The sequence below is a fragment of the Flavobacterium sp. TAB 87 genome (assembly GCF_001529295.1).
Lineage (GTDB): Bacteria > Bacteroidota > Bacteroidia > Flavobacteriales > Flavobacteriaceae > Flavobacterium.
The window spans coordinates 37,199-57,994 of sequence record NZ_LLWK01000034.1 but is presented as its reverse complement, the minus strand read 5'-3'; the positions used below and the strand labels follow the sequence as shown (position 1 = coordinate 57,994).

Annotated in this window: 11 protein-coding genes; 4 read left to right on the top strand and 7 right to left on the bottom strand. The window is 35.5% G+C overall.

The window, feature by feature from the left end:
• Positions 1–20: 20 nt before the first annotated feature.
• The 3 genes from AP058_RS05960 to AP058_RS05950 form a co-directional block, all read right to left on the bottom strand.
• Positions 21–659: a hemolysin III family protein gene (locus tag AP058_RS05960; RefSeq protein ID WP_066307852.1), complete on the bottom strand. Its 639-nt coding sequence runs from the start codon at positions 657–659 to the stop codon at positions 21–23.
• A 190-nt stretch (positions 660–849) separates the two neighbouring features.
• Complete coding sequence (locus tag AP058_RS05955; protein ID WP_066307850.1) at positions 850–1,365, bottom strand: hypothetical protein; 516 nt, start codon at positions 1,363–1,365, stop codon at positions 850–852.
• 41 nt (positions 1,366–1,406) lie between these two features.
• Positions 1,407–3,002: an FMN-binding glutamate synthase family protein gene (locus AP058_RS05950; protein ID WP_066307848.1), complete on the bottom strand. Its 1,596-nt coding sequence runs from the start codon at positions 3,000–3,002 to the stop codon at positions 1,407–1,409.
• Positions 3,003–3,985: 983 nt separating this feature from the next.
• Here AP058_RS05950 and AP058_RS05940 point away from each other — a divergent pair.
• The 3 genes from AP058_RS05940 to eno all read left to right on the top strand — a co-directional run bounded on the left by AP058_RS05940 (position 3,986) and on the right by eno (position 9,740).
• The gene (locus AP058_RS05940) at positions 3,986–6,772 is read left to right on the top strand and encodes an aconitate hydratase (RefSeq protein ID WP_066307843.1); all 2,787 of its coding nucleotides are present in this window, start codon (positions 3,986–3,988) and stop codon (positions 6,770–6,772) included.
• Between the two features lie 178 nt (positions 6,773–6,950).
• Positions 6,951–8,345, top strand: coding sequence for a mercuric reductase (locus AP058_RS05935; RefSeq protein WP_066307841.1), 1,395 nt, complete (start codon positions 6,951–6,953; stop codon positions 8,343–8,345).
• A 111-nt stretch (positions 8,346–8,456) separates the two neighbouring features.
• Positions 8,457–9,740, top strand: coding sequence for a phosphopyruvate hydratase (gene eno / locus AP058_RS05930; protein ID WP_066307839.1), 1,284 nt, complete (start codon positions 8,457–8,459; stop codon positions 9,738–9,740).
• Between the two features lie 193 nt (positions 9,741–9,933).
• Here eno and AP058_RS05925 read toward each other — a convergent pair whose 3' ends face one another.
• Positions 9,934–10,110 carry a histone H1 gene (locus AP058_RS05925; protein ID WP_066307837.1) on the bottom strand — a complete coding sequence of 59 codons (177 nt, stop codon included), beginning with the start codon at positions 10,108–10,110 and terminating at the stop codon, positions 9,934–9,936.
• 989 nt (positions 10,111–11,099) lie between these two features.
• Between AP058_RS05925 and AP058_RS05915 the strand changes: the two genes are divergently transcribed.
• Complete coding sequence (locus AP058_RS05915; protein ID WP_066307831.1) at positions 11,100–11,834, top strand: tyrosine-protein phosphatase; 735 nt, start codon at positions 11,100–11,102, stop codon at positions 11,832–11,834.
• Positions 11,835–11,842: 8 nt separating this feature from the next.
• On the opposite strand, the gene AP058_RS05910 is transcribed toward AP058_RS05915, so the two are convergent.
• From AP058_RS05910 to AP058_RS05900, 3 genes are all read right to left on the bottom strand, one after another.
• Positions 11,843–12,661, bottom strand: a complete 819-nt coding sequence (locus AP058_RS05910) for a 4'-phosphopantetheinyl transferase superfamily protein (protein WP_066307829.1) — start codon at positions 12,659–12,661, stop codon at positions 11,843–11,845.
• A complete protein-coding gene (locus AP058_RS05905) occupies positions 12,648–16,646 on the bottom strand; it encodes a non-ribosomal peptide synthetase (RefSeq protein WP_066307827.1) in 3,999 nt (1,332 codons plus the stop codon). The genes AP058_RS05910 and AP058_RS05905 overlap by 14 nt, the downstream gene beginning before the upstream one ends.
• Before the next feature lie 89 nt (positions 16,647–16,735).
• The gene (locus AP058_RS05900) at positions 16,736–20,704 is read right to left on the bottom strand and encodes a non-ribosomal peptide synthetase (RefSeq protein ID WP_066307824.1); all 3,969 of its coding nucleotides are present in this window, start codon (positions 20,702–20,704) and stop codon (positions 16,736–16,738) included.
• Between the last annotated feature and the right edge of the window lie 92 nt (positions 20,705–20,796).

Genomic DNA, 20,796 nt, shown 5'->3' with positions numbered 1-20,796 from the left:
GAAATTAAATTTATAATTCTTTACACGGCCATTAAAATGGCAACATAGTGACAAACAGCAGCACTTAAAACAAAAAAATGCCAGATTGCATGGTTGTACGGATATTTGGTCCACAGATAAAATATAACGCCCAAAAGATAAAGTAAACTTCCTATAAGAATCATGGTCAGTACTACAGACGGAATAGCATCAAAAAAGGTGCGACCGCCAACGACCATTATGCAACCCATAGCGACATAAGCAAGAGTAGAAACTACATTCCACTTTCCGGTAAAAAAGATCTTAAATACAATTCCTAATGCGGTCAAACTCCAGAGTATTACTAGTAAAGTAATACCAAAAGTATTATTCATATAAATTAATATAAATGGAGTATAGGTACCTGCGATTAAGAAGTAGATACTGATATGATCCAAAATCTTGAAAACGCGTTTCGCTTGTACATGTTGAAAACCATGGTAAAGTGTCGAAGAAGTAAATAGTTGCAGAAAACAAAAGCCATAAATCGCAGCACCTATAACTCCTAAGGTATTGTCGCTTTTAATCGCAAAGGCGATTAGAATTGGAATTCCTACAATGCCAAAAATGATTCCGAAGCCATGAATAATGCTATTAACTAGTTCTTGCTGAATTTGTGTATTGGGGTTCGAGGCTTGCATAAAATAAAATGTTGTTGAGTTTATAAAGATAGTAAAACTACATAAAGGATAAGAATATCTTTTATGTAGTTTTAAATTTTATTAAGTAAAAGAGGCGGCAGATTATATACTTGTTTATTACAATTAATCTTTATTATGTAGTAATTTCTATAAGCAAAATACTTTCAGATAAAAAACAGGATATTTTCCATCATTCTGCAATACTTACAATTTCATGATAATCATATCCCGCTCTTAGTAAAGCTCTTTTGGCTGCCTCCAGAGCAAGAGGTATTGTATTTGGTGGATGAACAGGAACTTCTTTTGTCGCTCTCAGCTCTTCTAAAAGCTCTTGCGTTTGTCCCTGTGTCAAAGATTCACATATTTCGTACAAACCTCCAGTCTCTTCTTCGGCAATATTGTGTTTTTTTAAAATGTATCGAATCACCTTAAGCAAAGACAGCGTAGGAACCGGAACCATTAAGGCAGTAATAGCACCGTGATCGAGTCGGTATTTCGGTATCAGTTCCGTGATCAGTTCCGGATTTACTTTTTTTGCAGTAGGAAAGAGCAATTTCTCTTCCATCTTGATGTGTCGCAGCAATCGGCTTCGAAATTGATGGTAGTAATTCAGTTCGATTCCGCCGGGTTGCTTCAGTGCTTTTTTTAGAAAGAGATCAATCTGACGGTGGTCATTTTCAAAAAATTGATGTAAAGTTTTGCTCATAGCTATCGACTACTAATTTATAGTATAAATGTAAAATTAAATTATGGATGAATTCCCCAACGGGTTTTATCCGCGAAAGCGAAATCCATTTTATATTTTGCAGGAACCTCTTCGGTAAGCATTGAACCTACTTTTATCGATGGAAACAGCTCTTCATAAGTAATCATACTGTTGAGCGACACACGGCGATAAATATGCGAACGCATTAAGTTTTTCGTTTCCGTTACACCGGTGGCTCCCAAAAGTTCAGCAAAATTTTTAAGTGTTGTTTTATGATAATTGGCGACACGAAATTTTTTATCCTCGACCACTAATCCTCTAGTCAATTTGGGGTCTTGTGTTGTAATTCCGGTTGGACATTCGTTGGTGTTGCACATCAGCGCTTGTATGCATCCTAAAGATATCATCATTCCTCTAGCTTGATAGCAGCCGTCAGCCCCCAACGCAATAACACGAGCAACGTGAAAAGCCGAAGTTATTTTTCCAGAAGCAATAATTTTAATGTGCTGGCGAATATCCAAGCCGTTAAGTATGTTGTGAACAAAATCAAGACTGTCAATTAACGGCGCACCGACATAATTACTAAACTCTGGTGGTGCAGCTCCTGTTCCTCCTTCGCCACCATCTACAGCGATAAAATCAGGATAAATATCCAGTTCGATCATGGCCTGACAAATCGAAATAAATTCACTTTTATAACCGATACACAACTTAAATCCAACTGGTTTTCCTCCAGATAAATCTCTTAATTTCTGAATAAATTGTACCATTTCTAAAGGTGTATCGAACGCCGTATGATAAGGAGGTGAGGACACTTTAGTGAACGGTTTAATATGGCGTATTTTAGCAATTTCTTCAGAATTTTTTTCGGCAGGTAAAATACCTCCATGTCCTGGTTTTGCTCCTTGCGATATCTTAAGTTCAATCATTTTTACGTTCGGATTCTTAGACTTTTCAGCGAAGAGTTCGGGGTCAAATTTTCCTTCTTCATCTCGGCATCCAAAGTAAGCTGTACCAATTTGCCAAATCAAATCTCCATCTTCTTCTAAATGATGATGACTTAAACCTCCTTCACCAGTATTATGGGCAAAATTCCCAATTTTAGCACCTGCATTTAAAGCTCTAACTGCATTGGCACTTATTGCTCCAAAACTCATAGCCGAAATATTGATTATACTCGAAAAATACGGATGTTTGCAACCTTTATTACCAATCAAGATTCTAGGATCATGATTTATAGTATCGAAAGGCTTTGGCGCTATCGTATGGCAAATCCATTCGTAGCCTTCGGCATATACGTCGAGTTGAGTACCAAACGGAATCGTGTCGCGAACGCCTTTTGCACGTTGGTATACTGTAGAGCGATCGACTCGATTAAACGGTCGACCATCAATATCAGACTCAATAAAATATTGATACATTTTGGGCCTTAATTCTTCCAATACAAAACGCAATCTCCCTAATACGGGATAATTTCGCATGATTGTATGTTTCGTTTGAGAAAGATCATAATATCCCAGAATTGTGAATATTAAAATAATTCCGAAAAGTACATACCAATTTGAACTTAAAAAATAGCCTAATGCAAATGTGATGATTAGCGCAATTGTTGTGGTTATGTAAAAATTATTTTTCATGATGGACAGGTTATTAAATAATTAAAAGGGCAAATAGGTGATATAAGAAATTTGAACAATTACAGAATAAGCATTGTTTTTTATTTTTTCTAAAAACAACAATATACAGCAAAGAGTAAGTATTGTAGTTATAATGAGGACATTCAAAGTATTTGATTGATTTTTTTAATCGGAAAATGAAGAAAGCAATTTCATTTTTTTGCTTAAAGTCATATAGTAAATAGCTTCTAAATTTATTTTCAAGACTTTGAAAACTGTTTGTTTACTTGCCAATTTAGTTTGGGGATGATTATTAACTTTCATATGTATTTAAATTACCAGATGATATAATTGATTAATACCACAATAGCCAGCCTTGATTTCTTCTGAATTATTGTTGCTTATGCTAAAGTTAAACAAATTAATTAAGAGAAACTTATCGGTAGCGATCGATCTCTCAAAAATTCCCGTTTTTAAACATAGTTTGCTGGTGGTTTTTTTGGTATTCCCAACAAAATTCGTTGAAGTCCATAAGCAACTCCAAGTCAATTTTGGTATTGTCCTCGAACTACGAATAGCAGATCTAGTGAAGATTTTCTATTTACAGTTTAATTTAAGACTATATAAAAATTTAAAAGACCGCTACTATTTTCCGGCTATTTTTAATTATTGATTTCTTAATTACTGTACAAGCAACCTCAGCACTAGATAATATTAATGCTTCAGTAAAATATAATTTTTGTACTTTTAAGGATATATGTCTTACAATCATCGCGTTTTAAATACAATTATTTTTTAGCTACTAAATATTTTTCAAAAAAACTATACTAATGCGCTCAAATTGTAATACCAAATCAAATTAGATTCTGATTTGAAATATAACTAAAAAACATCAATTGTAATTCTTCCGCAATAGCTGCCCGAAGAATCCTGCTTCGAAATGAATTACCACAAATTCTTGTGAATTTCTGGAGCATCAAAAATAGAATAAAACACTACAAATTATGGATAAAGATCCCTTTAAAGTAAAGAAAAAATTAGCACTGTTAGGAAAAGAATTTGGTTATTATAGTCTTTCTGTTCTAGAAGAGCAAGGCCACGAAATAAGTAAATTGCCGTTTTCTATTCGGATTTTATTAGAAAATGCACTTCGAAATTACGATGGATTTTCAGTAACACAAGAAAATGTTGAGACATTGATGCACTGGAAACCCGAAGCTTCGGATAAAGACATTCCGTTTAAACCAGCGCGTGTTTTGATGCAAGATTTTACGGGAGTTCCAGCTGTGGTTGACATTGCAGCGCTTCGTGAAGAGTTGGCTCGAAAAGGAAAAAATCCCGAAACTATAAATCCGTTGGTTCCCGTAGATTTGGTCATTGACCATTCGGTACAAGTCGATTATTTTGGAACCGATTATTCTTATGGTCGAAATATGGACGAAGAATTTAAACGAAATGTAGAGCGCTACCAGTTTTTAAAATGGGCGCAACAATCTTTTGATAATTTTCGCGTGGTACCACCTGGAATGGGAATTTGTCATCAGGTAAATTTAGAATATTTCTCTAAAGGCGTTATTGAGCGAGATGGGGAATTGTTTCCAGATACATTGGTCGGTACGGACAGTCATACACCCATGGTCAACGGAATTGGAGTAGTGGGTTGGGGTGTTGGCGGTATTGAAGCCGAAGCAGCCATTTTAGGACAACCGCTCTATTTTATCATGCCAGAAGTAGTTGGTCTTAAACTTACCGGAAAACTGCCGCTAGGTTCCACCGCTACAGATTTGGTACTTACTATTGCTAATATTTTAAGAAAAAAAGGAGTAGTAGGAAAATTTGTTGAGGTTTTTGGTCCCGGATGCAACCACCTTTCCGTTCCTGATCGGGCGACGATTGGTAATATGTCGCCAGAATTCGGCTGCACCATTACCTATTTTCCTATTGATGATAAAACGTTGGAATACATGACGCTGAGCAATCGTTCTGAAGAACAAATTGCAATCGTAGAATCGTATTGTAAGACAAATATGTTGTGGCGAGCAGACGAAGATAAGATTCAGTACACCTCTATTGTAGAGTTGGATATGTCAACAATTGAACCTACAGTGGCTGGACCAAAACGACCACAAGACAAAATACTTTTGCGTGAATTTAAACCCAAATTCGTGTCCTTATTGCATGATTTCTTTGGACGAAATTATATTGAGCACAATAAGAGAGAGATCATTCGATCGATAGACAAATTCGACGGAGAAGGAGGCGACCAACCCATTTATGAAGCACCGCAAAATGCAGAACCATCTAGTGTAGAAACTGTCGAAAAAAACGGACTTAAAACAATATGGATCGATAGAGGAGATGGTAAATTTAAATTGTCAGATGGTTCGGTGGTTATTGCTGCCATTACTTCTTGTACAAACACTTCAAATCCATTTGTGATGATTGGCGCTGGTTTAGTCGCCAGAAAAGCACGTGAGCATGGTATAAATGTAAAACCTTGGGTAAAAACGTCACTTGCTCCAGGATCAAAAGTAGTTACTGATTACTTAGAAAAAGCAGATTTGATGACCGATCTTGAGGCGCTTAAGTTTCATTTGGTTGGTTACGGTTGTACCTCTTGCATCGGAAATTCAGGGCCTTTGTCTCCAGCCATCGCACAAGCCGTAGATGAAAACGAACTGGTCGTGGCGTCGGTTCTTTCGGGCAATCGAAATTTTGAAGCCCGCGTTCATCCGCAGGTGAAAATGAACTTTTTAATGTCGCCCATGTTGGTAGTTGCTTATGCTATTGCAGGACGAGTGGATATCGATTTGGTGAATGATCCAATTAGCTTTGACAGAAATTTGCAGCCCGTTTACCTAAAAGACATTTGGCCTACAGACGATGAAATCAATGCGATAATGCGTACTGTTCTGTCTCCAAAAGATTTTAAAAAGAATTATGATGAAATTTTTGAAGGCAACGACATTTGGAAAAATCTGCAAGTTCCAGAAGGCAATTTATACCATTGGGATGAAAATTCGACTTATATCAAGGAAATTCCATTTTTCAAAAATATTTCTGCCGCTGCGCCTGAACTACAAAACATAACCAATGCGCGCGCATTATTGGTTTTGGGAGACAGCATCACTACCGATCATATTTCGCCCGCAGGCTCTTTTAACGAGCATTCATCAGCGGGGAAATACCTGATCGAACAAGGCGTGCCCAAAGAAAGTTTTAATTCTTACGGAAGCCGTCGTGGTAACGATGAGGTTATGGTGCGAGGTACTTTTGCCAATGTCCGCATCAAAAACAAACTGGCCAAAAGCGAAGGTGGCTACACCAACTACTTGCCAACAGGCGAAGAAATGAGCGTCTATGATGCTGCCATGAAATACAAGGAAAACAATACGGCCCTTGTGGTCCTCGCTGGAAAAGAATATGGTAGTGGTTCGTCTCGAGATTGGGCAGCAAAAGGTACTTTTTTACTGGGTATTAAATGTGTAATCGCCGAAAGTTATGAGCGCATTCACCGAAGTAATTTGGTTGGACTTGGCGTACTTCCGCTGCAATATAAAATTGGCGATACCGCCGAGCAACTTGGCATTGATGGCACAGAGACTTTTACAATAAGTGGCATTTCAGAAGATATTAAACCGTTAAAAGAAGTTCAAGTGATTGCACAGAAGGAGAACGGTGCAACAATAGAATTTAGCGCTATAGCACGTTTGGATTCTTTAATAGAAATTGAATATTATCGCAACGGCGGAATTTTGCAATATGTATTGCGACAGTTTTTAGAAAATTAAAATTATTGAAGATATAAAATCATTTGAAACCTTTAAATCTGTGGCAACAAAAATAAAAGCGGCAAATTAAGGCATAAGTAAAACAGGTTTTTAAGTCGTTTTATTGTCAATCAAAAAGCAGAGACCATTTCACGAAAGTGAAATAATTTATACATATAATACAATTCAAAAATAGATCATGATTAAAGTTGATGCAATAATAATTGGTTCGGGACAGGCTGCGAAACCGCTGTCTCTAAAGTTAGCAGGCGCTGGATGGAAAACTGTCATGGTAGAAAAATCGGAAGCAGAACTGGGCGGTGCTTGTTTAAATGTAGGTTGTACGCCTACAAAAACATTAATAGCTTCCGCAAAAGTGATGCACGGCATAAAAACAGCGGGTAAACACGGAATCTCAGTTTCAGATCTTTCGCTAGATTTTGCAACGACTCAAAAACGAAAAGATACAATAGTAGCTGACTCTAAGGATGGCGTAAAAAACCGAACAGCAGATGCTGAAAATCTAGAATTGGTTTATGGAACAGCTTCGTTTATTGGAGAAAACGCAGTAGTTGTCAAAAAAAAGAATGGTGAAGAGCAAGAATATACGGCACCGCACATTTTTATTGATGCAGGTACGCGCCCAACCATTCCTAAAATTAGAGGAATTGACACTGTAAAATGGTACGATTCGACTGGAATTCTGGCATTGACTGAAATTCCAAAAAAATTAATTGTCATTGGTGGCGGTTACATTGGTTTAGAATTTGGCCAAATGTACAGTCGCTTTGGCAGTGAAGTAACTGTTATTGAAAGAGGCGATCAAATTATGTCAACTGAAGATTTTGATGTTGCAGAATCGCTACAGGATCTTATGGAAGCGGAAGGAATGAACTTCATACTGGGATCTGCCGTTGAAGCGCTGGAAGAAGCCAATGATGCAGTTACCGTGACGTACAGTAAAGACGGAAAAAACCATAAAATTACAGGAACACATTTGCTATTGGCAGTTGGTCGCCAATCGAATGCCGATGGTTTAAACACCGAAGCGGCTGGAATAGCATTGGACAAAAAAGGCTACGTTAAAGTAAATGGTAAACTAGAAACCAATGTAAAGGGCGTTTATGCCGTGGGTGATATAAATGGCGGTCCACAATTTACTCATGTGGCGTTCAATGATTTTGTGGTGCTGCGCAATAATCTACTAGAAAAGATTGACAGCACAACTGATGGTCGAATTATCCCGTACACCATGTACACAGATCCACAGTTGGGGCGTGTAGGTTTGTCTGAAAATCAAGCGCGCGAACAAGGGTTGAATTTTCATGTGATCTCAATTCCGGGAAAAAGAATTACCCGTGGTATTGAAACCGGGGAGCCGCAAGGACTTTGGAAAGCCTTAGTAGACAAAGATTCAGGCAAAATTTTGGGTGCTGCGATTGTTTGTACTGAAGGAGGCGAAATAGCAACGGTAATTCAAATGGCGATGGAAGGCGGCATTCCAGCAAAAAACTTAGCAACGGGGATGTTTTCGCACCCAGCATATTCGGAATCACTTAATACCTTGTTTACCGAATTGTATAAAATAAAGTAGTTGTATTGACTTAGCGTGAAATTTTGGTTTTAATAGGGCTTGCAAATTTTAAGTCTGCACAAATTTCCAAAATTCACTAAATAAATTAATTAATCAAGAAGAAATTTTATTATGAAAATACAGAAAATTGACGCGATGGAAATACTCGATTCAAGAGGAAATCCAACAGTGGAAGTAAACATACAATTGGAAGATGGAACAACAGCCCGTGCCATGGTGCCAAGTGGTTCGTCTACGGGTGAGCGCGAAGCAGTAGAATTGAGAGATGGTGATCCAAAAAGATACCAAGGAAAAGGCGTACTAAATGCCGTGAACAATGTAAATACGACTATTGCCAAAGCTTTTGAGAACAAGAGTTTCAGCAGCCAGCGCGAATTAGATCATTTTTTGATAGACCTGGATGGTACAGAAAACAAAGCCAAACTAGGAGCCAATGCAATTTTGGGAGTTTCTATGGCATTTGCAAGAGCTAAATCTATTAGTTCAAATATTCCGTTATATCAGTATTTAGGAGGAAGCAACGCGCACATTATGCCTGTTCCCTGTATGAATGTGATCAACGGTGGTAAACACGCAGACAACACCGTCGATTTTCAGGAATTTATGATTGCACCACACAATGCGCCATCTTTTAAAGAATCCATTCGCATGGGCGAAGATGTGTTTCATACTTTGAGATCAGTATTAAAAGCAAAAGGATTAAGTACTGGGGTTGGCGACGAAGGCGGATTTTCGCCGGATCTAAAATCGAATGAGCAAGCAATGGAATTGATTTTAGAAGCCATTACGAAAGCGGGATATTCGCCTGGTAAAGATGTGAGTATTTGTCTCGATCCTGCAACTAGTGAAATGTATGAAAACGGGAAATATAAATTTTTCAAAAGCACTCAAAAATTAGTGACAAGCGATGACATGATAAAAATGTGGGAAAGTTGGGTAAACCAATATCCAATAGTTTTGTTAGAGGACGGTTTGGCCGAAAACGACTGGGAAGGTTGGAAAAACTTGACGGATAGTTTAGGTCACAAGACAGAAATTGTGGGTGACGATTTATTTTGTACCAATAAAAGCATATTAGCAGAGGGAATTAGCAAAGGTGTGGCAAATTCAATTCTGATTAAACTGAATCAAATTGGAACCGTTACCGAAACCTTAGATACGGTTGAACTTGCTTATAAAAATTCATACAATTGCTTCGTTTCGCACAGAAGTGGCGAAACCATAGATACGTTTATTGCTGACTTAACGGTAGGAATCAATGCAGGTCATTTAAAAACCGGAAGTGGTTGTCGTGCAGAACGCGTTGAAAAATTCAATCAATTGATGAGAATTGAACAACAATTAGCAAAAGGAGCCACTTTTGCAGGAATAGGTGCTTTTAAAAACGCCAAATAGCATTTGGTATAAGCTGATAAGAAGTTTCTATATAATCTAAGTATGAAACTAAAGGATTTTTAAGTTAAAAACGATTTGCTGATCTAGCGCAAAAGATTGATTGAATCAGATGCATCATGGTAAGTCCATCAAGAGACAAGTGTAAAAAACAAAGCCCTTTAATTACTTAAAGGGCTTCAAATTTTCAATCCAATTATTTTTTTGCTTCTTCGATAGAAAGTTTTCTAAATTCTTTTAGTAATTTTTCCATTTCTAAAGTTGACTTACGAGCTCTTGGTCCTGCCGCTTTTACTCCTTTTTCAATTAAAGATTGTGTTTCAGCTGTAAATGTCTCAAATTCAGCATTAATTTTTTCTACTAACTCTTTCATATCTTTTTTATTAAATTAAGTCAACAAAAATAACAGAATACAGTACACAGCGTACCAATATACTGTTAAAAAAACATTTATTTATTTTTCCGCTGCAAAACTACATCTTATAAAACAGTGAATTTGCAAGATACTAGTTGCCTCAAAAGGAGCAATAAATAACGCTAAAGAATTTTTTTATAACACTCAAGTTTATCTGTTTTTTATTTGTTGGACCGTTTTAATTATTTGATTTTTAATCTAAAAAAATATCAGTTTTACTTTGTCTGAAATTCTCTACGCTATAAAATAGTTCGGTCAAATTTTATCACTTTTTTATTTTAAAAGTAAAAAAATATTGTTTAAAGTGTAAAATGGCACGTAGAAGATAGTTTTTAAATACAAAAATGTTATGCGTTTCTTCTTAATTTCTTATTCTGCAGTTGTCGTAGTGAAGAATGAAATGGATAATAGAATTAATTATTGTTGCCTTTTACTTCTCGCTAGTAATTGCGTCAGGAGCAGGGGAGTGCTTACATCTTGCGCATCGTAGAAATAATTTTTTTGGAGACATCTCTGTTCTGCTAAATATGATACAGTAAGCCTTTATGTAAATATTTGCAAGTTATGTTGTAGTAATAGAATCAAGTAGCGCTGAATGGCGGTGGGGCATTCCTATCTCTGTTATCCTACTGATACTTTTATCTTATTTAATATTTAAATTTTTAGATTTTCCGATACGAGGTTATTTTACAGAGCAGTTAAAAGAAAAAGGAGTCTAAAGTTATAATTGATGACTTTCAGAGAAAAGTAAATTTGCTTCAACTAAAAATCAATTCTTTTATGAGCTGTTATAAAAGCAATCTTTGTAACACACCCTTGAGAATTTGTGTAGGTGTTTAATGCTAGAACTAAATAAAGTTTATCTTTGACTATAGTTTTGCAATAGAACTTTTTTTGTGTTTTTTTAAAATTATCTAACGCTCTCTGGCTAAAATTTAAAATCATTAATGCTATTTTTTTCTAAACCTACGCCGTATTTAATTGATTTAATTCCAGATAATCATATTGATATGCACTCGCATTTATTGCCTGGCATTGATGATGGTTCTAGCTCGCTAATTCACACTTTGTCTCTAATAGAATCGATGTACGCTTTTGGTATTACCTCATTCGTAACTACACCACATGTAATGAAATCGGTTTGGGATAATTCTACTGCAACAATTAAAAGCGCAGAGCAACAACTAAATTTAGAACTTCAAAAGAATACTAGTGCCGTTACCGTTCACGCTGCCGCAGAATATTTAATGGATGATTATTTCATAAAATTGATTCAAACAGAACCTTTACTTACTTTAAAAGAGAATTATGTTTTAGTCGAAATGTCGTATATGAATCCACCACTGGGACTTTATTCTATTTTACATGATTTGCAAGAGGCTGGGTATGTACCTGTACTTGCACATCCAGAACGTTATTTGTTTTATCAAAATAATTTTCAGGAGTTCGAAAAATTAAAAAAAGCTGGTTGTTTATTTCAGCTGAATTGTAATGCTGTAACAGGTTACTATGGTCGGAAGGTCGCGGAAGTGGCGCAACAATTATTGCAAAAAGGGATGTACGATTTCATTGGTTCGGATGTTCATCACGAACGACATATAGAAGCTATGAAAAAGAAAATTATATGTAAATATGTTCCTGAACTCGAAAAATTATTCAGTAACAATCAGATTTTCCGATAAATTTTGGGTTAATTATCTAAACTAATAAATGAGGTTTTTTCTCTTACTTGTGTTAGTTCTAGTAAGCTTTTCATACTGTTTGGTATTGTGTACAAAATTATATTTTCAGCAGTTGCTGTATTACTCTCAAAAGCTACTGCTGCCAAATAAGTATTAGTAAAGACAAAACTACAGATTTGCCAATTTTTATTATTTGTAAATAGAGCTGGATTTAAATTTTGCTGTCCATCTAAACAGGGAATGTATTTAAAATCTTCGTCAATACCTTTTCCTAATCCCTTTGCAAATGCTTCTTTTCGAGTCCAAAAAGTGTAGAATGTTTGTTGCTTTTCCGTAGCATTTTGAATTGCATGCATTTCTTTATCATCAAAAATATCTGGAAACAGGTTGCTGAAATTAAAATTTTCAGATTTATATTCAATGTCAATTCCAACTTTATTATGTGAAACTGCAATAACTGCAAAATCTTCAGAATGGGAGATATTAAAATATAGGAACGGATGAGAGGCTAAAAATGGTTTTTTATTAACGTCATAATCTAGGCAAATATGCTTCACCTCTAAATTTGTATGCGCTGCCAAAACGAATTTTAAAATTGATCTATAAATGATGAATCGATTCTTATCTATTTCTTTATAAAATTGTTCGGCTCTTTCCTTTTCTTCCTTTCTAAGAAAGCGAAATAAATCTGATTTTAATTCAATAAAATCAGGTAAGTAAAGGGTATAAATGAGAATTTCATCCGCATCTAAATGATGTGGTTTTGTGGGTATTAATTCAGTACTTTTTAAGTCTAAAAAAGATATATGTACTCTAGCTGTTTCCATGCTTTTTATCTAAAATGTCTTGAAGCATTCGTGCTAAAATTTTGTCATTTGGTGGTGCTACAATGCTAAGATGATTGCCTTTTATATTATGAATGTGAACTCCCTTTAGCGCTGCTTTTTTCCAACCTAAATGTGTAGGGTCTAATTTATAATTTTCATCATGTTCTGCTCTAAATAATTCTACTTCAAAATCTTGCGGAATAAGATGATAGCGATCAACTATTTTATTTACCATTCGATCAGCAACGATAAACTCTTGGAGTGCTAATGTTTCCTGCTCAGACCTATTTTCTTTAAATCCGAAATATTTTTTTAAGATGTACTCTTTTTTTGCATTCATACGCATTTTTAAAGATGGCAAACTTGTAAGCATTTCCATTAAATAATCAGCTCTTCTATAGGTGCGATCATAATAGCGCATCGATTCTTTTTTAAAGTATGATTTGTAGTAGTACGATGAATCAACGTAAGTGTCTAACATGGCAATCATACTTACTATTTTACCTTGTGCTTTAAGTTGGCGTGCTATTTCGAAGGCTACGATGCCTCCAAATGAAAATCCTGCTATTGCGTAAGGTCCTTTAGGATTTATTTTTACTATTGAATCGATGTAGCATGCTGCCATAGCTTCTATAGATTCAAACCAATTCTCATACCCATTAGGTCCGATTCCTTGAAAACCATAAACGGGTTGCTCTTTATCGAAATGGTGAATGACATGTGCAAAATTGAGAATATTAAGTCCAGCTCCATGAACGATAAAAAGTGGAATTTTAGTGCCATGTGGTTTCATAGGAACTAAATAATCAGATGTAATTTTGTTCTCAACCAGTATTAATTTAGCAAATTTTTCGATGGTTGAATGTTGAAACAAAGCAGAAAGTGGAATTCGGATACCAGTTTGCTTTTCTATTTTAATCATTACGTTTAAAGCCATGATAGAATGTCCGCCCATCTCAAAAAAATTACTAAATATATCGATGTTTTCTAAGTGTAAGCTTTCTTTCCAAATCGCGGCGACCAATTTTTCTTCTTCCGTTCTAGGCGCTGTAAATTGTGGCTCAATTTCTGTGTTCGCTTTATAATCTATTAATGTTTTTCGATCCACTTTATCGTTTAAAGTAGTAGGCATTTTGTCTAGAATATGAAAAACATGTGGAACCATAAAAGAAGGAAGTTGTGAGGAGAGTTCATTTCTCCATCCTCTAATTAGCTCAATTTCTGTAGTTGCTTTAAAATCTACGATAATAAAAGCAACAAGAATATCGCCTTTCGCAAGCACAATTGCTTGTTTAATGCCATTAATTGATACTAAAGCATGTTCTATTTCTCCAATTTCGATTCGATGCCCTCTTACTTTTACTTGATGATCTATACGTCCAAGACACATCACTTCATTATTTGGTAATAGTTTTCCTAAATCGCCTGAGAGGTAAAGTATCGCATCTTTTTCACTCGAAAATAAATTGGGAATATATTTTGCTGCAGTGAGTTCTGGTCTTCCCAAATAACCTTTTCCAACTCCATCGCCTCCAATAGCAATTTCTCCAATGCTATTTGGAGGCAGAAGATTCATTTGCTCATCAACGATATAATATTGCATATTCGCAATAGGACCTCCCACAGAAATTATTGTATCCTCTGTTTTAATGTGCTTACAAGAAGAAAAAATTGTTACTTCAGTCGGGCCATATAAGGTCCAAAGTTCATCCGATATTTTAATAACTTCTTTAGCTAATTTAGCAGGTAATGGTTCTCCACAACACCATATTTTGATGGGTAATTTTTTTGACCAACCGGCATCTAACAACATTTGGTAAGTTGTTGGTGTGGCTACAATTAAAGAAATTTTTTCTTGGTCTAACATCTCATAAAAAAGTCTGCCATCGCTTGACGTTTCATGGTCTGGTAAGACTAAAACAGCGCCTTTAAATAGTGGGAAAAACAATTCGAAACTAGCAATATCAAAAGAAATCGTCGAGATAAAAGGAACTCTGTCAGTCTCTTTTATACCAGGTTCAACTGCCATAGAATAGAGCAAATTAACCACATTTTTATTCGATATTTTAGCTCCTTTTGGCTTACCAGTAGAACCAGAAGTATACAAAAGATATAATATGTTTTCTGGATCAACGACCGTTTCTAGTTTTGATGTCGGATATTGAGCTAGCGATTGCATGGCGTCGTCTATCAAAATGGTGTTAGAACATTTAGGTAACGATATAGACAGTGCTTTGCTAGTTAAAAGAAATTTAGCCTCAGAATCTTCCATCATATATTCGATTCGCTTAGTAGGATATTCGTGATCTAACGGAAGGTACGCGGCTCCACATTGAATAATGGCTAAAATGGCATAAACCAACTCTGGACTGCGTGGAAAACAAACGGCTATATAATCGCCCGATTGAACCCCATGTGCTTCTAAGTAATGCGCAAATTGATTCACTTTACTATGTAAATCATGGTATGAAATTTTAGTATTGTTATATTCAATGGCAATATTATTTGGTGTATTATCTGCTTGTTTGCTTAGTAAATTAGTCAATGAAACATTAGGATATGCTGATTCTGTACTATTTATAATAGTATAATCTGATAAGTAATCACCATTTATTAGGTTAGCTAATGGACTGTTTTGCTCGGATATTAATTTATTTATAGTCTCTTCAAACGACATCATCATTTGCTTTATCGTTTCTTTTTTGAAGAGTGTCGAATTGTACGAGCATTGAAAGGTGGGTTTGTTTTTTGACATACATGCATGCAACTGTAGCTCAAAAGACGAGAATTTTCTAGGATTGATTGTAAATTCGTACGTGAGTCCGATAAATGAAAATTCACTTTCAATATCTCTATTTAAGTCCACAGTTAAGGTAACGGGAACCATGGGAACTCGCGACGGATCGCGAGCGATTGCTAACTTTTGAAGCAGATGACCGAAACTAACTTGATTATTAATATAGGCTTCCAGTAATTGCGGATTTCTGTCTTTTAAGTACTCTAAAAAGGTGAGTTTTGTATTTATAGTACTTCGTAAAGGAAGTAAATTGGCACAATCTCCAATCAAATGCTTCATGTCGTAACGTCTGTTTCCTGAAGTCGGAAAACCTACAATCAAATCATTTTGACCTGTTATTTTGCATAAAAACACCTCAAATGCAACTAATAGTGTTGTTGCTAAACTACAACCCGCACTTTTACCAAGTTGTTTGAGTGAATTTATAACAGTTCCGTCCATAATAAAGTCAACACGTTCACTATTATAAGTGCGTAAAGGAGGTCTGTCAAAATCAATTGGTAATTCTACTGTAGGAACTGATTCATTATAAACGTTTAACCAAAAATCTTCTATTTGTTTGTAATCACCCGTTTCTGCTAACAAGTTCACCTTTTTCGCGTAGGTACTAAAACGTTCTGGTGTTGCTAATTTGGGCTTCGTGTTTTCGATAAACGCTGAATAAAGAATACTAAGCTCTTCGAGAATTATGTTGATACTTAAACCATCACCAATAATGTGATGATGTGTTAGTACTACAATATTTTGTAAGTCTTCAATTTTAATTATTTTAATTCTTAATAAAGGTCCTTTTACCAAGTCGAAAACAAAATTAACGTCTTCATCAATGGCATTTTCTCTCGCCTCTTCTTTTTCCTTCGGCGAAAGTGGCGAAATATCAATATGTGAAATTTCCGACGTAAGATCTTTATGAATATGCATGTAGTTTCCGTCGGCACTAAAGGAAGCTCTCAAGCTTTCGTGCCTTTGCAGTAGAGTATTCAAAGAATAGGTAAATGCTTCTGAAATAAATTCACCATTAAACTTAATGGAATAAGACAAATTGTAGGCCTTGTTCGCATCGACACCTCCGATCACACAATCTGTCCAAATTTCTAATTGTGAGTTGGTCGTATGAATAATACTTTCAATGTTGGTAGATAACGGATTGAATTGGGTCTTATTTTGATTGTGTGCTTGATGTTTCATTTTGTCGTACGATTTTATGTAAGATTTATTGCTGGAGCTTTCTTACTTTACTAAAACTTATTTTTTTGCAGTTTAGATCTAAAATGATTTTAAATTTTTGCATGCTTTTCATCTAAAATATCCTGAAGCAACCTTGCCAATAACTTATCATTTGGCGGAGCAACAATATCTAAATGGTTGCCAGATATATTATGAATTTTAACACCTTTTAATGCTGCTTTCTTCCATCCCAAATGCGTTGGGTCTAATTTATAGTGTAAGTCATCTTGCGATCGAAACAGATCTACTTCAATGTTTTGTGGTTTAAGATGGTAACGATCCACAATCGTTTTAACCATGCTGTCGGCCTCAATAAATTGTTCGAGCGCAACGGCTTCTTGCTCAGTCATTGCAGGATTATGACCAAAATGCCTTTTCAATATGTAGTCTTTTTTTGCGTTCGTTCGCATTTTAAAAGCTTTCCAACTCATAAGCATTTCTCTTAAAAAATTTAATCTTTTGTGAGTAAGGTCAAAGTATCTAATTAATTTCTTTTTGCTAAATGTCTGGTAATAATAAGAGGAATCGACGTAAGAGTCTAGCAAGGCGGTCAAGGTTACGTTTTTTCCTTGCTCTTTTAATTGACGTGTCATTTCAAAAGCAACAATTCCTCCAAACGAAAATCCAGCCAACGCATAAGGACCGTTAGGATTTATTTTTACAATAGCGTCTATGTAATGAGCTGCCATTTCTTCAATTGATTCATACCATGCATCATATTTCTTAGCATTGCCTTGAATGCCATAAATTGGCTGATTTTCGTTGAAGTGTTTGCTTAGGTTAACAAAATTTAAAACATTTAGCCCCGCTCCATGAATGATAAACAAAGGTGTTTTATCTCCACTGGCTTTTATAGGAACCAAGCAATCAGAACAAATGTCACTTTTTGTATGTAGTAGCTTAGCAAATTTCTCTACTGTCGAATATTTAAATAATACAGACAATGGAATGCGTTTACCAGTAATTTTCTCTATTTCAATCATAACTTTTACTGCTTTGATTGAATGTCCGCCCATTTCGAAAAAATTACTAAAAATATCGATAGTATCTAGATTTAAGCTTTCTTTCCAAATGTCGGCAACTAACTTTTCATCTTCTGTTCGAGGCGCGGTATATTTACGGTTTTCAAGTGTTGTATATTGTGATAATGCTTTACGATCGATCTTACCGTTAAGCGTTGTGGGTATTTTTTCTATTAAATTAAAAGCATGCGGAACTAAATGTGGTGGCAATTGTGATAATAAGTTTTCGCGCCAACTCGCAACAAATTGTTTTGCATTTTCGATGGAATCATAGGGTACAACATGAGCGATTAAAAAATCTTCAGTAGCCAATACCACTGCCTTTTTTATACCTTCAATTGCCAGTAAAGCTTGTTCCACTTCACCAGGCTCAATTCGGTGTCCTCTAATCTTAACCTGTTGATCGACACGTCCGAGGCATTCTATTTCATGGGTTGGAAGTAACCTTCCTAAATCACCAGTTCGATAAAAGACAGCATCTTCAGTAGAAAAAGGGTTTTTAATAAATTTTTCATCTGTTAGTTCTGGTCTGTTCCAGTATCCGTTGGCAACGCCGTCTCCAGCAATGGCAATTTCACCAATGATTCCGGGAGCAACAAGTTGCTGTTGATCATTTATAATATAAATTTGAGTATTTGCAATCGGCTTACCAATTGTTATTAATGTAGTATCATCTTTTATTTGCTTAGCTAATGAATATACGGTGGTTTCTGTTGGTCCATAGACATTCCAGAGCGTAGTACACTTAGTTAAAAGTTTTTGGGCAAGATCTGCAGGCAGCGCTTCGCCACCGCAAAGCGCTTTAATTGGTAGTTTTTGAGACCAACCAGAATCTAGCAGCATGGACCAAGTTACAGGTGTAGCTTGCAAGAAACTAATATTACTACTTTTTATTAGATCAATCAACAATCGACCATCTCTGGCGGTTTCTGAGTCAGCTAATACTAATGTCGCGCCATTAAGCAGCGGTAGAAACAATTCGACACTGGCTATATCAAATGAAATTGTAGTAATCGAAAGTACTCGGTCACTTTCTATAATACCAGGTTCCAGTGCCAAGCTGCAAAGTAAATTCACCAAATTTTTATGGCTAATAGAAACGCCTTTAGGATTACCAGTTGATCCAGAAGTATAAAGTAAATATACGGGATCTGCAGGATTTACTTTTGTTTTTAATCTTGTGTGTGGATATTTATGTAAGGCTTCAATAGCATTTTCTATTAAAATTGTAGTTGATAAGCTAGGTAATGAATTAGAGAGGTGTTGGTTGGTTAATAAAAACTTAGCTTCAGAATCTTCCATCATAAATTGTAATCTCGAAATTGGATATTCTGGATCTAAAGGAAGATATGCTGCTCCACATTGCATAATAGCTAAAAGTGAAATTACTAGCTCTGCTGAACGAGGCAGCGAGATAGCAACAAAATCGCCATAAGCAACTCCACATTCTGTTAAATAATGAGCCATTTGATTGGTATGATCTTGTAACTCTTGATATGAAATTGCAGTGTCGAGAAACTCTAACGCTATATTCGTTGGAGTCTGAATACTTTGTAAAGCAAACAGCTCGTGAAGTGATACGTGAGGATAATCAGTCTTAGTTCGATTCAATTCATCGTAATCAGCTGTAAAGTCTTCAAACGTAAGTTGACCTAAAGTGATCGATGGATCTTTAACAACATTCTGGATTATTTTTATGAAAGACTGCATCATTTCTTTAATCGTTTCTGATTTAAAAAGAGCTTCGTTATAAGACCATTCAAAAACTAAATCTTTTTCGGTTCCGCTGGCATTAACAAAAATTTCAAAAGGGTCGTAAGCCTTAGGATTGCTTATTAAAGTATAATTCAAATTAAAAAAATGAACGCCATCGGTCATTCCCAAATCAATATTAAAAACAATCGGCACCAATGGAATTCTAGAAGGATCGCGAGCCACTTTTAAGCTTTGTAAAAGATGTCCAAAACTAAGTTGTGAATGATCGTAAGCATCAAACAATTCTGATTTTCTTTTTTTTAGGTATTCTATGAAAGGACTATTTGCATTTAGATTACTTCTTAGCGGAAGTAAGTTAACACAATGTCCCATTAAATGATTCATGCCCTTACTAGCTTGACCAGCAGAAGGTAATCCAACAACTAAATCATCCTGACCTGTTAATTGAGATAAAAACACTTCAAAAGTAGTAAGCAATGTCGATACTAAACTTGCGCCAACAGTTAAGCCAGTTTGTTTTAAACTTGACAATAAATTTGCATCAAAAGTAAAATCTAAACGCTGACTCTTATAAGTTCGAACTGGTGGTCTAACAAAATCTGTTGGCACAGTAACTAAAGGGATAGATTTTTTGTAAACATTATGCCAAAATTGTTCTGTTTCACGATTTTCATCACTTTCCGAGAACATTTGTTCTTCATGTGCATAGGCAGAAAATGGAATTGGAGCAGTTAAATAAGGTGTTTTATTGTCGGCTAATGCTGAATAAAGTATGCCTAAGTCTTGCAGCATTATTCCGATAGACCAACCATCACAAATTATATGATGAACCGTTATAACTAATTGATGTTTATTTTGGTAAAGTTTAAGTAAACCAACTTTTAACAAAGGCCCGTTGACAAGATCAAAAAGAAAATCGGCATCGTCTCTTATATATTGATCTAAAGCCTGTTTTTTATTGATACTTTCTAAATTAGAAAGATCAATAGTGGTAATTTTGATGATGAGGTTTTTGTAAATGGACATGTACAGACCATCTGTGCTAAAACTGGAACGAAGTGATTCATGGCGTTCGACTAATTTTTGAAAAGCCTTATCCATGGCAATCGGATCCAACGGTCCTATAAACTCTATCGAAATAGACTCGTTATAAGCTCTTGCCGCATCGTTTTCACCCAAATAGCAAGCAGTCCAGATTTCAGATTGCGCTTTTGTTGTGTAAACAACGCATTCTAATTCTGGACCTGCAAAAGGGTCATATTTAGTAGGTGTATGTAACATAGTACGTTAACTATTTTATTTTTAAAATGATGTATGATTAAGATTTCACTCTCATTTTTTTACTTCACAGTTTATTTATGGTAAGCATCTTA

Excerpts from the sequence above, each read along its gene's own strand:
- AP058_RS05960 (WP_066307852.1), bottom strand. The coding sequence starts at position 659 with ATGCAAGCCTCGAACCCCAATACACAAATTCAGCAAGAACTAGTTAAT.
- AP058_RS05955 (WP_066307850.1), bottom strand. The coding sequence starts at position 1,365 with ATGAGCAAAACTTTACATCAATTTTTTGAAAATGACCACCGTCAGATT.
- AP058_RS05950 (WP_066307848.1), bottom strand. The coding sequence starts at position 3,002 with ATGAAAAATAATTTTTACATAACCACAACAATTGCGCTAATCATCACA.
- AP058_RS05940 (WP_066307843.1), top strand. The coding sequence starts at position 3,986 with ATGGATAAAGATCCCTTTAAAGTAAAGAAAAAATTAGCACTGTTAGGA.
- AP058_RS05935 (WP_066307841.1), top strand. The coding sequence starts at position 6,951 with ATGATTAAAGTTGATGCAATAATAATTGGTTCGGGACAGGCTGCGAAA.
- eno (WP_066307839.1), top strand. The coding sequence starts at position 8,457 with ATGAAAATACAGAAAATTGACGCGATGGAAATACTCGATTCAAGAGGA.
- AP058_RS05925 (WP_066307837.1), bottom strand. The coding sequence starts at position 10,110 with ATGAAAGAGTTAGTAGAAAAAATTAATGCTGAATTTGAGACATTTACA.
- AP058_RS05915 (WP_066307831.1), top strand. The coding sequence starts at position 11,100 with ATGCTATTTTTTTCTAAACCTACGCCGTATTTAATTGATTTAATTCCA.
- AP058_RS05910 (WP_066307829.1), bottom strand. The coding sequence starts at position 12,661 with ATGGAAACAGCTAGAGTACATATATCTTTTTTAGACTTAAAAAGTACT.
- AP058_RS05905 (WP_066307827.1), bottom strand. The coding sequence starts at position 16,646 with ATGAAACATCAAGCACACAATCAAAATAAGACCCAATTCAATCCGTTA.
- AP058_RS05900 (WP_066307824.1), bottom strand. The coding sequence starts at position 20,704 with ATGTTACATACACCTACTAAATATGACCCTTTTGCAGGTCCAGAATTA.